This is a genomic window from Prosthecobacter dejongeii, from assembly GCF_014203045.1.
In the GTDB taxonomy this organism is placed as follows: domain Bacteria; phylum Verrucomicrobiota; class Verrucomicrobiia; order Verrucomicrobiales; family Verrucomicrobiaceae; genus Prosthecobacter; species Prosthecobacter dejongeii.
Genome location: NZ_JACHIF010000002.1, coordinates 302,306 through 315,976 on the forward strand (window position 1 = coordinate 302,306; position 13,671 = coordinate 315,976).

17 protein-coding genes are annotated in these 13,671 nt (G+C 61.2%); all 17 read right to left on the minus strand.

What is annotated here, in order from left to right; genetic code table 11:
- Positions 1 to 25: 25 nt before the first annotated feature.
- The 17 genes from HNQ64_RS06470 to HNQ64_RS06550 all read right to left on the minus strand — a co-directional run bounded on the left by HNQ64_RS06470 (position 26) and on the right by HNQ64_RS06550 (position 13,669).
- Positions 26 to 1,642, minus strand: coding sequence for a phage portal protein family protein (locus HNQ64_RS06470; RefSeq protein ID WP_184206644.1), 1,617 nt, complete (start codon positions 1,640 to 1,642; stop codon positions 26 to 28).
- 7 nt (positions 1,643 to 1,649) lie between these two features.
- Positions 1,650 to 2,354, minus strand: coding sequence for a hypothetical protein (locus tag HNQ64_RS06475; protein WP_184206646.1), 705 nt, complete (start codon positions 2,352 to 2,354; stop codon positions 1,650 to 1,652).
- Complete coding sequence (locus HNQ64_RS06480; protein WP_184206648.1) at positions 2,351 to 3,280, minus strand: terminase large subunit domain-containing protein; 930 nt, start codon at positions 3,278 to 3,280, stop codon at positions 2,351 to 2,353. The genes HNQ64_RS06475 and HNQ64_RS06480 overlap by 4 nt, the downstream gene beginning before the upstream one ends.
- Positions 3,281 to 3,282: 2 nt before the next feature.
- The gene (locus HNQ64_RS06485) at positions 3,283 to 3,972 is read right to left on the minus strand and encodes a hypothetical protein (RefSeq protein WP_184206650.1); all 690 of its coding nucleotides are present in this window, start codon (positions 3,970 to 3,972) and stop codon (positions 3,283 to 3,285) included.
- A 5-nt stretch (positions 3,973 to 3,977) separates the two neighbouring features.
- Positions 3,978 to 4,565 (minus strand): M15 family metallopeptidase, encoded by a 588-nt coding sequence (locus HNQ64_RS06490; protein ID WP_184206652.1) that lies wholly within the window; start codon positions 4,563 to 4,565, stop codon positions 3,978 to 3,980.
- A gap of 97 nt (positions 4,566 to 4,662) precedes the next feature.
- Positions 4,663 to 4,848 (minus strand): hypothetical protein, encoded by a 186-nt coding sequence (locus HNQ64_RS06495; RefSeq protein ID WP_184206654.1) that lies wholly within the window; start codon positions 4,846 to 4,848, stop codon positions 4,663 to 4,665.
- A gap of 33 nt (positions 4,849 to 4,881) precedes the next feature.
- The gene (locus HNQ64_RS06500) at positions 4,882 to 5,163 is read right to left on the minus strand and encodes a hypothetical protein (RefSeq protein WP_184206656.1); all 282 of its coding nucleotides are present in this window, start codon (positions 5,161 to 5,163) and stop codon (positions 4,882 to 4,884) included.
- Between the two features lie 42 nt (positions 5,164 to 5,205).
- Positions 5,206 to 5,475, minus strand: a complete 270-nt coding sequence (locus HNQ64_RS06505; protein ID WP_184206658.1) for a hypothetical protein — start codon at positions 5,473 to 5,475, stop codon at positions 5,206 to 5,208.
- Between the two features lie 18 nt (positions 5,476 to 5,493).
- Positions 5,494 to 5,895 carry a hypothetical protein gene (locus HNQ64_RS06510; RefSeq protein ID WP_184206660.1) on the minus strand — a complete coding sequence of 134 codons (402 nt, stop codon included), beginning with the start codon at positions 5,893 to 5,895 and terminating at the stop codon, positions 5,494 to 5,496.
- Between the two features lie 61 nt (positions 5,896 to 5,956).
- A complete protein-coding gene (locus HNQ64_RS06515) occupies positions 5,957 to 6,316 on the minus strand; it encodes a hypothetical protein (protein ID WP_184206661.1) in 360 nt (119 codons plus the stop codon).
- Entirely contained in the window at positions 6,313 to 6,927 is a 615-nt protein-coding gene (locus tag HNQ64_RS06520; RefSeq protein WP_184206664.1) for a hypothetical protein, read from the minus strand. The genes HNQ64_RS06515 and HNQ64_RS06520 overlap by 4 nt, the downstream gene beginning before the upstream one ends.
- A 6-nt stretch (positions 6,928 to 6,933) precedes the next feature.
- Positions 6,934 to 8,424 carry a tape measure protein gene (locus tag HNQ64_RS06525; RefSeq protein WP_184206666.1) on the minus strand — a complete coding sequence of 497 codons (1,491 nt, stop codon included), beginning with the start codon at positions 8,422 to 8,424 and terminating at the stop codon, positions 6,934 to 6,936.
- Positions 8,425 to 8,426: 2 nt separating this feature from the next.
- Positions 8,427 to 8,711 carry a hypothetical protein gene (locus tag HNQ64_RS06530; RefSeq protein WP_184206668.1) on the minus strand — a complete coding sequence of 95 codons (285 nt, stop codon included), beginning with the start codon at positions 8,709 to 8,711 and terminating at the stop codon, positions 8,427 to 8,429.
- The gene (locus HNQ64_RS06535; RefSeq protein ID WP_184206670.1) at positions 8,708 to 9,238 is read right to left on the minus strand and encodes a hypothetical protein; all 531 of its coding nucleotides are present in this window, start codon (positions 9,236 to 9,238) and stop codon (positions 8,708 to 8,710) included. Before HNQ64_RS06535 ends, HNQ64_RS06530 begins: the two co-directional genes overlap by 4 nt.
- Positions 9,239 to 9,267: 29 nt before the next feature.
- Positions 9,268 to 9,696, minus strand: a complete 429-nt coding sequence (locus HNQ64_RS06540) for a hypothetical protein (RefSeq protein WP_184206672.1) — start codon at positions 9,694 to 9,696, stop codon at positions 9,268 to 9,270.
- A gap of 56 nt (positions 9,697 to 9,752) precedes the next feature.
- A complete protein-coding gene (locus HNQ64_RS06545) occupies positions 9,753 to 12,959 on the minus strand; it encodes a beta strand repeat-containing protein (RefSeq protein ID WP_184206674.1) in 3,207 nt (1,068 codons plus the stop codon).
- Positions 12,960 to 12,970: 11 nt separating this feature from the next.
- Entirely contained in the window at positions 12,971 to 13,669 is a 699-nt protein-coding gene (locus tag HNQ64_RS06550; RefSeq protein WP_184206676.1) for a hypothetical protein, read from the minus strand.
- Positions 13,670 to 13,671: the final 2 nt, after the last annotated feature.

Below are 13,671 nucleotides of genomic sequence, written 5' to 3' on the forward strand. Positions count from 1 at the left end.
AAAACCCAGCAAAAAGCCAAAAGGGTCAAGGGTTTCGGGCGGTGGCTGAGCCAGTGGCGGCATAGGCGGTGAGAGCGTTCTCTAAAATCGGCTGGAGCTTGGCGGGGGTCAGGCTGGCGAAGTGGACGTGGAGGCGGTGCTCCAGATCGTCGGCGCTGGTGCTGGCGGCAATGAGATCCTTGACCGCTGCATAGCGACCCTGGAACGCTGCGGCCAGGCGAGGGGCTCCGTTCTTGGCAATCTTGTCGAGCTGAGCATTGGTCGGCTGGCCGAGGCGCTCCAGGATGGCGACGGCGTTGTCGGTATGCGTGAGAGCCGAGAGCGCAGCCAGGCTCAGCGGTGGACCTGGCACGGCGGGAGCGGCGGAGCGCTGGAATGGCAGGCCGCCAGACTTATTGAGGATCTCGATGCCCTCATCCGTCAGCTCAAGGCCTGCTTTGGCGGCCACCTCCAGGAGCTTGGTCTTGCCTTCCAGATCCTTGGCACTGTCCACGGCCACTTGGAGCACCGCCCGGCCCTTGATGCCGTTGAGGCGGCAAAAGGGTGCGATGATCTGAGAGTTGACCGTCGCAGCCAGGATGGTGAGATCCCAGGCCTCAATGTCACCACGGGCATTCTCTTGCACTTCAGCCTGAGCACCGCCACCGAGGCCGGAGGCCTGAGCCGTGACCGTCATGGTCTGGCCCAAGATCAGCTTGGACAGCTCGGCGTTGGCGAACTCCTGGAAAACCTTGAAAGCCTCCCCGTGTGAAGTGGTGGCCACGCTCTTGACCTCGATCTGAGTATCTTGGCTGACCACCAGGCCAAAGAGCCGACTCGCCAAGCTGAAGGCCTGCGTAAGCGTGCCTTTGCTCTTTTTGTCATTCGGGTCGTATTTGGCGACCAAAAAGGGTGCTCCAAAACGGTCAAGGAAGCGGACCCACCAGTCACGGTCTTGGGTGGCAAACAACCACCAGAACAACACAGCGCGCAACGGGCCGCCCCAATGGTCAGGGATGTCCGTCAGAAGGTGGCCACGATGGATGATGTGACGGATGGGCTGAGGTGCTTTTTTGGTGGCCAGGCGATGGCCCGTCGTTTGATCGGCATCCCAGATCCTGAGGACACCGTCTGTCCAATCCAGAAGGTGATAAGGCACCACATGCCAGCCAGAGGGCACGTAGCGCAGGCCCGTGCTGGCGGCAGCGGGGGCATAGACCTGCTCTAAGACGGCCAGCGGATAAAGATGGCCATTGAGCAGGTGATTCATGGCCGTGCCTGTCCAGCCAGGCACATCGGTGAGGATCTGGCAGCGCTCAGCGGCCTGCACGTCATCGGCGTTTTTGGAGTCTCGCGGAACGATGGTCAGAGCCTTGGTCAAGACCGCCAGCTTGCGCTGATTGATGACCGTTTGGGTGTGGGCATGGCCGAGGCGAATGTCGCGATAGATGGCAAAGAGATCTCGGCAGTCGCCCGCCTCGGCCTGGCGCAAGGCAGCATGCACCCGGTCGGTGCTCATGGTGTGGGCGACGGCAGGCGGCTCGCCAAGACTGACGCCGACTGTGTTGGGCGAGGTCGGAGGGATGATCTCAGAAACAAAGGCCTCATCCACCTCATCGGATGGAGAGCGTAGCCTTTGGAGAATGGCAGGGGAAAGATTCATAAAAGGGTCAGCAAGAAAGGGGGTCGAAAGTGTAAAAATCCGCGTCCTCATCCTCGGAGGTGCGGTGGAAAGGATCTAACCGCTGGCCAGATCCAGAGACCGCAGCGGCAGCGGCCTCAACCGCGCCCGAGGACATGAGAGCCCAACGGGCCAGCTTGCCGGAGTCGAAGGTGTCGCCATGCTTGCCGCCTTTGCCCGTGAGGGTGACAAAGAGGCCTTTGGATTTTTGGACGAGTCGGCGGTCCTCTTTGATGAAGGGGCCTTCAGGGGTGCATATCAGGCCATCCGTGTGAGCATTGACATACAGGTTGCCGAGCAGCTCCTTGGATCTCAGCGTTTGGCCCTGGAAAGTGATGTTTTCCCCACCCTTGATGAGGTGAAAGGGGCAATGCTCGCGCAGGCCTTTGGCCAGGGATTGCGCAAAGAAGACTTCGTTGCTGGCATCCAGGCAGCAGGCTTGAATCCTCAGGCCAAAGACACTGGAAAGATCCTCCAACGCGGTGGTGAGCATGGCGCGGGCGACTGCCTCATCTCGCGTCTTCCAGGAGATGACCAGGCGCTCATAAAGCCGCCCATCGGTGGCTTGAGTCACCGTGATGCTGGCCGGGTTGCTATTGGGGCCATCGCTCGTCGCGATGTCCATGCCGACCCCGACCGGGCCTTCCTTCAGGAAGTCCAGCCAGGAGCGAGGAATGGCGTCTCTGACGGTCATACAAAAAGGGTATCTGTGATCTCAACGGCCAGGCCTTGATTGCGGCCCCGTTGCTGCGCGGCGATGAGGTCTTGCAGCCCCAGGGCCGCAGAGCCGCCCGCGATGAATTGCAGGAGGTAGTTTCGGCGAAAGCTCTCTTTATCAATGGCCTCGCTCATCGCCTCTTCGATGGTCAGCTTTTTGCCCGCCGTCTTCAGCGAGTAAAGCGGGACATTAGCGAGGATGCCGTCATTGGCGTCGCAGCGATGCACGGGGAAGCCCTCGGTGCCATCCTCAGTGTTAGTCTGGTACCAGTTGCCACGGGCATTCGCTGGCCAGGCATCCCGCTGAGGTTGTAGGATCTCAAACGTGGGGTGGGTGTCATCGGCAGGTGGCGAAGAGGCCAGCCACATGATCCAATCAGGACGGCGGGAGATGATGGGCTCAATGGCGTCCATCGTGGCTTTGAAGTCCGGCCAAAAGCACACCTCATCCCCCAGCACATCGCCAGAGAAACCACGGGCCGTGGCCGGGTTGGGGCTGAGCACACGGGTGCGGCTGTAACTGGTCTGACTGTGCCAGATGGTGCATTCCAACTTGGCGTGTTGGAAGAGATCCGCGATGGCATCCACATCCAGGGTATTGCCCTTGTCATCATCGGCAATGCTTGTGAGGTGCAGGCCAGCGGCGCGGGCGGCGATGCGCTGCGCGTCAATGAGCTTGCGCCAAAGGATAGCCTCCTTTTCGATCAGCTCCCCACCCATGAGGATGGAGCCCGATACAAAGCAGGCCATGTGGTCGGCACGCTCCATGCAGCGGTCGAGCGCCTTGCCGCCAAAAAGGAAGGACTTGCCGAGCTGGCGACGCCAGAGCATCCACAGCATGCGGTGCGTGCTCCAAAACACCTCCTCTTGAGGCGGCGTGAATTTGATGATGGGCTCAGGCATGCTCATGGCGGCCCCTCCTGACGCTCAGGCCTACGCCCAAAGAGATGCAGGCGGAGTTGATCCATTTTGATGTCTTTATGCACGCCGCTCTCGGCGATCTCGCGGGCCTTTTTGTCATCCAGATGTTTGAGGAAGGCCTCCACAAATTGGATCTGGAATTTATCCTCAGCCAAAGCCAGCTCGCGGTCTTTTTGCTCCAGCTTTTTGAGGTTGAGCTGGTGGGTCAGCGTGTCCAGCTCGCGAGAGCGGGCCGCCACCAGGATCTTGTTGATGGCCACCAGGGCCTTGGGGTCTATCTCGCCCCCAGCCTTGCGCACGGCGGTGATTTCCTCCATCAGCTCCATCACCTCTCCCGTGACTTGAGCCAATGCTCCTTCACTGAGATTGCCACCGCTGGCTTTGGCTAGCTCTAACGAGTAGCGCGCCCGGTCGCGTGTGGCCTCGATCTCATCCCGCTGGGAAAGCCAAACCTGATAACCTCCCATGCGCCAGGCGCTGAGGTTTTGGGGCGTGATGAGTTCGCCCTCGAAGTGGGTTTCACAAGCCTTGATGACTTCCGGCAGGGCATTGAGCCAAGGCAGGATCTGCCCCGCTGTCTCACCGTCATGGATGCGACGGCACACGGCCTCGCGCAGCTTCGCGGGGAGGCGGGCCAGCTTGCCCTTGGGAGTCTTGGGGAGAGGGTCAGACATGCCAGTCAGTTGGGAAAGGTCAGTCGCTGGACGTTGAGGCCGTTACGCTGCATCTGGGCGCGTGCGGCAGCCAACGTAAGACCGAAAGGGGTCTGAAAGTGCGGACCTTCAGGGAAGCTTTTCCAGGTGCCTGCCCACTCCACATTCATGGAGGCTGCAAGCTGACCCAGCTCAGCATAGAGTTGCCGAGCCAGTTTTGGATTCTTCTCATCCAGATATATCCCGCCCTTAAACAGCCCCAGATCAATGGCCAACCCATAATTGTGCCAGGAGGAACCGGGTCGCGCATTGGTCACGACCTTACCCGGCTTGGTACGACCCTGGGCATACAGCGCGGCTTGCTGTGGCCAGGAGCGCAGACCTGAGATGACCTCCACCATCACACCTCTCTTGGCCATAGCCTTCTGAGCTGCTGCAACAAAGCCTTCCAGCTTCACCTGGGCACGGTCATTAAGGCCGGAAAGGTTTTCGAGAGTACGTTTGGAAAAACCGACTGGCGCGGCAGCTTCAGTGACAGCCTTGCGTCCAATCAGCCCAAAGAACCAAGTTAAAAAGGGTGTCACGTCGAAGGTAAGATTGAGGTTGGTTTTCATGGGGTCAGTCGAGACGCCGACCGAGCCCCCACCAGAGCCAGAGCAGGAACGCGAAAGCGATCCAGGCACACCAGCTTGGCGGGAGTCCGTCCATGGTTTATTGCGGTCCTTTCGGGCCGTTGGCCTTGATGTAGCCGAGGATGAGAACAATCAGGGAACCCGCCATGCCTGCCCAGCCATAGGCCGTGAGAGAGAGAGCCGTCGCTGCGGTTGAGGCCGCGCCGACGCCGATGGAAGTCCAGAAAAAGGCGGGGGTGACGCCAGGCTTGAGATTCAATTTCATGGGATGGAAAAGAAGGATTGAGAGGGTGTGGGTTTACTTGGCGGAGGTGAGGACAGGAGGGGAGGCCAGGCGTTCCTTGGCCTTTTCGAGGGCACGCTCAGCCATCAGGACGGCTGTTTGCAGGGCAGCGATTTTCAGCGGGTCAGCTCCAGGTCTGACGGCCTCGGCAACTAGACGAGCCTTAGCCAGGTCAAGGGCACCCTCCGCCGCGATGATGGCGTATTCGGCGGCATCCCGTTTGGTAAAGGGCGCACAGCTCGGCAGCGTGCTGAGGGTGGCGAGAGCGAAGAGGAGGGCGAGGGCTTTGAGTTTCATGGGCGGCGTTGGCTTGAGGTGGACTAACGAAAAGGGCGGCGGCTACTCGTTGCGCTCGTAAGCGAGGATGCCCGCCGAGGTGATTTGGAAGTAGAGCGTTGAACCGAGAGTGGCTTTGGTCTGCTTGACCTGGCTTGGCTCCAAGCCTGCGAGGAACTCGGCAGCGGCCTGGATTTCCTGAGCCGTGTAGTCACCGCCGAGGCGATTGCTTTGGTGGACAATGGCCTCCACAGGCAGGGCCGCCGTGGGGCGGGAGTAGAGCACCTTGCGGGTGAGGAAACGGCAGTCTTCAGCGCGGGCGAGATCGGACATAAATTGAGCGGTCGGGGGTTAATCTTGGGAAGCAAGAATGCCCTCGGCTTTGCCCAGGGAGCGATGCAGGGCGCGCAGCTCGCCAAAGATCTCGCGCATGCTTGATTCGATGCCGTGCATGCCCGTTTGGATCGTGCCCAGGCGATTCTCCAGGCCCTGGATTTCCATCTTGTGAGCGACGGCGATGCGCTTCTCAACCTCGGCCAATTCCTGGCGCACCTTGACGCGTTCCGTCTCCAATTCCTCTTTGGTGGCCAGCTTGCTTTGATCCGCTGGATCTGGGTGGAAGCGGTCCCAAATCTTCAGCCAATAATAAGCCGCTGGCCCGGTGGCCACCAGAGCTGTGATGATCCAAAAAACCAACGTAGGCTGGTCAGCTTCGGAGAGGGCGAGGAGGATGGGCGGCAGCGCGGGAGACATCTTAGCACCGTGGCCTCGCGCCAGTCGCTTGGCTAAGTGCCGGAGGTGCCCTGGCGTGCCCTTACGTGCGTGTATAGAGCGGCATGCTCATCAGCTCAGCCGCAATACTGGCCAGCGTGGACTTTCTCAAAAGCGTGGCCCGGCGCTCAGGCAGGCCAAAGACCATCGTGAGAGGACGTGTGGCCAAGCGCTCGCCCTCGGGCCGAGTGTTGAGATCTTTCTTGGCGGTGTTGGCGCGTGGTCTTGCTGATTCCAGCGCAGCCAAAAAGTCAGCCAAGTGCCCCACTCGCGCCGGGCCACTCACAGGCAAGGCATCCACGGCCTGGCGGATGCGGTCGCGATTGCCCCCGTCTGCATAGGTGGCCAGGCGCTCAGCGACCGGAGCGAGAGCGCTGCGGAGATGATGAGCGTGGGCAATCATGCAGCGTTAGGCAGGTCATAGGCAAAGGTGTCCACAATCTTGCAAATCCCCGTCAGCGGCGGCAACTCTTCCACCTCCAGGCTGGCGCGCAGCCAGCCCGTGGCATCGCCCGTGGGGGCATAGGGCCAGCTTGAGCCGTAAGTCGGATTCCACACGCTGGCACCAAAGCCCCAAGTGACCCCCACTGGAGCCACCTTGATGCTGCCATTGCCGTTAGGGCGCGTCAGGCTGAAGCGTGTGCGGATGGCGTAGGCAAAGCCGTCCACCAAACCATTGGCAGCATCTCCACCGACGTTGCGCCGGAACTGCCATGTTTCCTCTTTGGGAGCCATCCATCCCTTGGAAAGCAGCTCCACCACAGGCCGCCCGGCCTTGGTGCCGATCTGCCTTTTGGTGAAAGCGTAAAACAGGCCATTGGGCAGGCCGCTCTGGATCGTGCGCGTGGAGCCTTGCACAAGGCTCGGATGATCCAAGCTGGTCACCCACAGCACCTCACGCATGAGATCAAACCCCGCATGCACCTCCTCAAAAAGCGGCGCGCCAATGCGGATGATGCTCTCGCCTGCCACGCCGGGAGGCGGGCGACCGATGATGATATTAAGGCCAGGCATGAGGGGTCAGAAAGTGTTGAGGCGTTGCAGCTCGTTAAGGATGGCATCCAGGCGCACCAGCGATTGCTGCACGTCCTGAGGGCTACTGCTCTGCATGCCTGCGTCTGCAAAGGGTTGGGCGATGCCAGGCGCAGCGGCATTGGCTAGGCGAGTGAAGAGATCTTCAGAGACGGACACATCGGGCAGGGCTTCCGCGCCGCCCGTCATGCCTTGGTTGAATGCGCGCCCGCGACTGACGAGGCCATCCAATATGTCCCTCATGCCCTCATTGAGCAATGCCTTGGCGGGATCAAAACCGCTCTTTAACTGCACCGAATCGGCACGGAGCTCTTCCCGGCCAGCTCCCTTTTCAAGATTTGAAGCCGTGCCGCTTAAGGTATCAGCGGCCGCCGTGAATGCTCCAAAATCCATCCAGGTTTCGTCGCCCATTGCTCGGAGCACATCCGCCATGCCATTGGCCATGTCACTAGCGAAGTGCAGCACGATAGCCCCGAGCTTCGCATCGAGCATCTGCAAGGCGGGGAGGAGGGCCGTAAGCAATGCCATTCCCAACTCTGGCATACCATCCGCAATGGCCCCAAACGGGATTTTAATCAACTCATCCACAGTCCCCAACAAGTCGCCAAAGCTGCTAGTGAGGGCATCCACCCCGCCTGCCCCCTCATTGATTTGCAAGATGAACTCGCGGAAAGAAGAAATGACCTCGGCCACTTGCCCGCCAACTGCCGCAAAGACGGGCTCAATGATGCCGCCCAGGCTGGTGAGGTCATCCATGATGGGCTTGAGAGCCTCGTTGATCGGTGCGGCAAAGGCGACCTGGAGAGATGACCAGGCATCGCTCAGGGTGCTGAGCTTACCCGCAAAGGTCTCGCTCTGACGGGACATGCTGGCGAAGTACGCACCCCCATTGCCTGTCATGCGGCCCAGGATGTTCTCGAAGTCTTTGGCCGACACCGCGCCTTTAGTCAGGGCATCGCCCACCTCATTGACATTGATGCCTTTGAACTTGGCGATCTCTTCGCGCAGCCCAGCAACACCGCGTTCAGCGAGCTGGAGAAACTCCTCAGTCGCCAACGTGCCTTTGCCGCGAATCTGATTGAAGATGCTGACCAGGCCGCCGAGATCCGTGTCCGCACCACTGGCGACATCGCCCAGCATCTTGATCTGTTTGCCCAGATCCTTCGCCGCCGTGCCAGCCCCCAAAAGAGCACGGGCAGCGGGGGCCAGGTCGGACATCTCAAAGGGAGTCTCAGCGCCGATGCGCTTCAACTCCGACATCACATCTTTGGTTAGATTGGCATCCTTCAGGATGGTGCCGATGGCGGTCTCTACCGACTCCATGGACGCCGCCTTTTCAAAGGAGCTGGCCATCACACGGGCCGCCCGATTGACCAGGTTAATGGCCAGATCCAGACTGCCCAGGACGCCGATGGCACTGCTCACCGTCCCGGCAAAGCCGGAGCTGTCGAGGCCAAGGGTGTAAGAGAGATCAGGCACGGCTAGGGAATGATTCGGTAAACTTTTTCGAGCTCGGCCCGGCATTCATCGCGGGCTCTCCAGATGGCCCGCTCGATGTAGCCGATGGCGTAGCGGGGATTGATGCGGCAGGCGCGGGCCTCAATGAGGGCAAGCCCTGCCTCCAAAGGCAGGCCGAGAACCACCTCCGCGAGAGTGAAGCGATACTCCGCGCAGAGGATCTCGATGAAGGCCATCACCCACCCAGCCCCCGGCCCGGCTTTAGGCATCGCAGCAGCCAGCGCGGCCACTGCTTGCCCGGAGGTCATCGGCCCCGTCCCGGCTTCAGCGGCTTCCTCCTCTTCGCCGCTTCCCGCTTTCCCAGCTTCACCTCTTGAGGGGCCGGAGCGGGGGCCACGGCCCGCATGTGATCAGCAAAGGCCGTCATCTCTTCTTTCCCCCACCCACCGACCAGCTCCAAGGCCTGGCTATCCAGTTCCGCCAGGTCATCCGCTTCGCGAGTCCGCAGCAGCTCATAGGCTCCGATGGGATCATGAAAGAGGAAGGCCGTGCGGGCCACGGTGATGGACTGGCTTGTCGCGCAGGCAAAGGGGTGAGCTTTGAGAGCCTCATTGGCGGTGCTCACGGCCAGGCACATGTCATGCATGGGCAGACCGCCGATGGTGGTCAGGTTGCGCGGAGTTTCGCCGGCGCGGGCGGCCCGCAAGACGGTGCGCAGTTGGTGAGGATCTGCGCCCGCTGCTTGGGCTTCCAGGCGGCCACGGATGCCTGCCTCGGCCTCATGGAGCGAGGCTGTGCGTTCGGTGATGACGGGCCGGGTGTCGGTAGGGTTCATGGGGATGGATTCAGTGGAAGGTTGCGAGATCAGTCTTCGGCAGGTGGCGGCACAGCCCCCGCGCCGCCGCCTTCCACCGTGACCGTGGCACCCACGCCAATGACGCCGCCGATGCTGGCCCAATGCGCAGCCGTGATCTCGATCTTGCGTGCCCGCTTTCCCTCATAGACCAGCTTCCATTTCAGCAGGTTGGCAGCGAGATTTAGCTTGGTGATGTCAACACGAGCACCAATCGTAGGCAGCTCAGCAGTCTTGGGGAAGATGGCCGTGAACTGAATGTTATACTGCGGATTCGTGATCAGGTAAGACTGCCAGCCGCCCTCAGAATCGGGGATGCCTTCCTCATCCCCCATGTGCTCAATGGAGCCAGATTCCACCTGGCCAAAGACAGTGCCAGCCAGTTCAAGTGTGCCGAAAATAAGATCGGCGTTTCCGATGATGGTGCGCGGTGCGGACATGTTCACAGCCTGCCGCGCTCAGGCTCTTCCGGCTAAGTGCCGGAGGTTCCAGGGTGTTAGAAGTAGCTGCGGACAATAACCAGGCCCGCGCCACCACGGCCACCCGCGCCCGAGCTGATAGTATTCACACTGCCGCCGCCACCACCACCGCCGCCGCCATAGTTTGCCCCATCCGCGCCGGATTGAGCCGCGCCGCCTGCATTGGTGCCGCCACCGCCACCGCCGCCGCCTAACCCAATGTATCCAATGGCCGTGCCAGCCGTGGCCGCTGCCGCCCCCGCCTGAGTGTAGATTCCAGATGCCCCACCGCCAGCTAGGCCAACGGACTGTGCATTGGCGGAGGTAATGCCCCCGCCTCCACCACCGCCCGTTGGCAAGACGCCAAAGCCACTTGCCCCAGCCGTCCCGCCGCCTGTGCCACCGCTGCCGCCGCCGAGGTTGGCAGTCGTCACCCCCATGGCTGCGCAAGAGTCAGGCACAGCCGCGCCCCCTGTGACCGTGGCCGTGGTGCCCGCCGAACCGCCCGCACCTCCTACCGCCGTCCAGTTTCCAAAAGAGGATGCCACGCCATTCGTCCCCGCGTCGCCATTCGTGCTCGCCAGAGTGACGGCTTGGCCGCCCAGCCGCCTTCCCGCATAACTCACCGTGACTGAGCTGGGCACCTCGGCAGGATCAAGGATGACATGCACCCGAGCCCCCGCAGCACCGCCACCACCGCCGCCGCGCACGGTGCTGCCAGCTCCCTGCCGACCGCTGCCGCCGCTCCCTCCCCCGCCAATCATATAGACCTCTATGGCTTTGCAGCCAGCAGGCTTGTTCCAGGTAGTTGTAGTTGGGCCAGCGCCAGCCGTCAGGATAGAGCCATCGTAAATATCCACCTGCACCGCGCTGCCGTTGCCTGCCGCCGTGATCCGCCCATCAGCATCCACTGTGACATTGCTCATCGTGTAGCTGCCAGGTGTCACGGCGGTGCTGGCGATCTGAGTGGCTCCAATATCCCCCGTGCCGATGCGGGCCACGGGCAGCGTGCCTGAGGTGATGTTGCTGGCGGAGATCCCGGTGCCCACCTTGCTGCCTGTGAGGCTGCCGTCTGCGAGGTCGTCGAGATCCGCATCATAAGCCTGCACTTGAGAGCCGATGGCCACACCGATAGAGCTGCGCACCGTTGCTGCATTGTTGACTGCCAGCACCAGGGTGCCGCTGCCCGTCACGGGTACGCCTGTGAAAGTGAAGCCCGTACTGCCGCCGCTGGCATCCACATACGTGACCGTGCCCGTGCCGCCCCCGATGGCCTCATAACGAGTAGTGCCGTCACCATTGGAGACGACGACATCGCCATCAGAGCCATATGTACTCGGGCCAAGGAGCAGGCGACCCGCCTTGCGCGGCAGCAAGATCGCCGCGCCATCTTCACTGTAAGGATCAGCCAAAAGATGCACATGAGAATAGCTGAAGGGTGGCTCATCAGGCCAGTCTGGATTGAACCAAAAGCGCACTCCATACGCACCAGGAGGATTGATGGCAGGGGTCATTAGAGGCACGCCATTGGCATAGTCCAAAAGGTAAGGCGTCACATCCGAAAGACGGCCTTTGGAGTCCACTGTAAAGCCAGCGATGGGATACGCCCCCGCTGTCACGCCCGTGGGGGCCAACGTGGCGGCCACTGAGCCAGAGCCCGAGGCAGTCACATCCCCCGTTAGGGCGGTGATTCCCCCCGGCGATCCGTTATTCGCCGAGGTAATTCGTCCGTCTGCATCCACCGTGATGTTGGCGGAGGTGTAGCTCCCCGGCGTCACGGAGGTGCTGGCGATCTGAGTGGCTCCAATGTCCCCCGTGCCGATGCGAGCCACGGGCAGTGTGCCCGAGGTGATGTTGCTGGCGGAGATCCCGCTGCCCACCTTGCTGCCCGTGAGGCTGCCGTCTGCCAAGTCGTCGAGATCCAAATCATAAGCCTGTACTTGAGAGCCGATGACCAAACCCAAAGTGGACTGCGCAGCGGACGCGCTGAGATCATCCACCAATGTGAGACCAAAGGCCGAGACTGCCGAGGAAGCGAGCTTGCCATCCAGCGCGCTTTGCAGGCCTGTGACATCGCCAATGATGTGACTGTGACCTGAAGGCGCAAAGGTGCTAGGCACCCCCGTGAGCTTTGACCAGGCTAACGAAGTCAGCCAGGCCGGGTTGCCGTAACTGCCGGAGGTCAAGACGACAGGATCGGTGATGCCGTAGCCTGCCAAGCTGGTCGGCGCGCCTGTGATCTTTGACCACGCTAACGAGGCGAGCCATGACGGGTTTGCATAGCTGCCCGAGGTCAAAACAATGGGGTCCGTGATGCCATAGCCTGCCAAGGTCGTGGGCTTGCTGGTGAGGTCCGCAAAGGCCAGCGAGTTGGCGACCGCCAGAGTCCCCAGGCCTAATGTGGCGCGTGCTGCCGAGGCGCTGAGATCATCCACAAGAGTCAGCCCAAAGGCCGAGACTGCCGAGTTTGCGAGCTTGCCATCCAGCGCGCTTTGCAGTCCCGTGACATCGCCAATGATGTGAGCATGAGCCGAGGGCGCAAAGGTACTTGGCACCCCTGTGAGCTTTGACCAGGCTAACGAAGTCAGCCAGGCCGGGTTGGCATAACTGCCGGAGGTCAAGACAATGGGATCGGTGATGCCATAGCCCGCCAACGTCGTCGGCGCGCCTGTGATCTTTGACCACGCTAACGAGGCGAGCCATGACGGGTTTGCATAGCTGCCCGAGGTCAAAACAATGGGGTCCGTGATGCCATAGCCTGCCAAGGTCGTGGGCTTGCTGGTGAGATCCGCAAAGGCCAGCGAGTTAGCGGCCGCCAGAGTGCCCAGGCCTAACGTGGTGCGTGCTGCCGAGGCGCTGAGATCATCCACCAACGTGAGGCCAAAGGCCGAGATGGCTGAGGTTGCGAGCTTGCCATCCAATGCGGCTTGCAGGCCCGTGACATCGCCAATGATGTGACTGTGAGCTGAAGGCGTGAACGTGCTAGGCACGCCGCTGAGCTGAGACCAGGCTGGCGACAGGATGAGCTGACCACTCGAAACCGAAAGACCCGTGGTTAGTGCCGCCGTGATGGGGATGCCGTTGGAGTCAAAAGCCAAGATGGAGTTAGGCACGGCAGGCAACCGCACCTCAATGAAGCTAGTGCCAACGTAACGATCTAACGCCAGTCCGCTGGACTGCGCCAAAGCCAAGGTGTTGAACATCCCCAGCGCCAAGGCCAGGAAGGATTTCAGGTGTTTTTTCATGGGCATAAAAATCAAAGCTCAACCATCCGCACGCGCTTTGTGACGCCGTCGCCATCGGTGATGTGGAGATAGTTACCGACCACGGCCATAGCGAGACCCTCGGCAGGCGTTCCCCAAGCGACCTCGAAGTCGCCAGGGCCAGTCTTGACAATGACCTGGCCAGGCGCGCCGCCAGGAGGGAGATAACCAACACCCCTCAGCATGATGGGCGGCAGTGGGTCAGGGCCATCGGTATCGGTGAGGACATAACGCACAGTGAAACGCACCCGCGCTGCACGCCAAGGCATGCCCTCCACACGCACCCAATCCCAGCCGCCAAAGCGGAAAGCGCGACCACACTCTTGGTCGAGACTTTCATCATCCACCGTTAGGCCACGCACCTCCCGCATCAGCCATTCCAGGCGCGCCAAAAAAGAGGGGGTGGCATTGGGCTTGCTGCGATGCAATCCTTTAGACGGATTGGCTGCCAGGCCGAGAGGGGCCGTCACATAAAAGTGGATCTGATCGGAGACATACCCACCCACATCATCCCCGCTCTCCATGCTGTCATTGCCGCCTGGCACCATTACCACACGCCAACGGTCAGCGGCCTGCGTCAGGGATTCCAGCGCATCGTATTCGGTATCCGCGACCGCCAGCACACCCCCGGCATCAGCCATGAGGGGTTGCAGCGTATCCTCCAGAGCAATGAGCAGAGCAGATAGCGTCATGG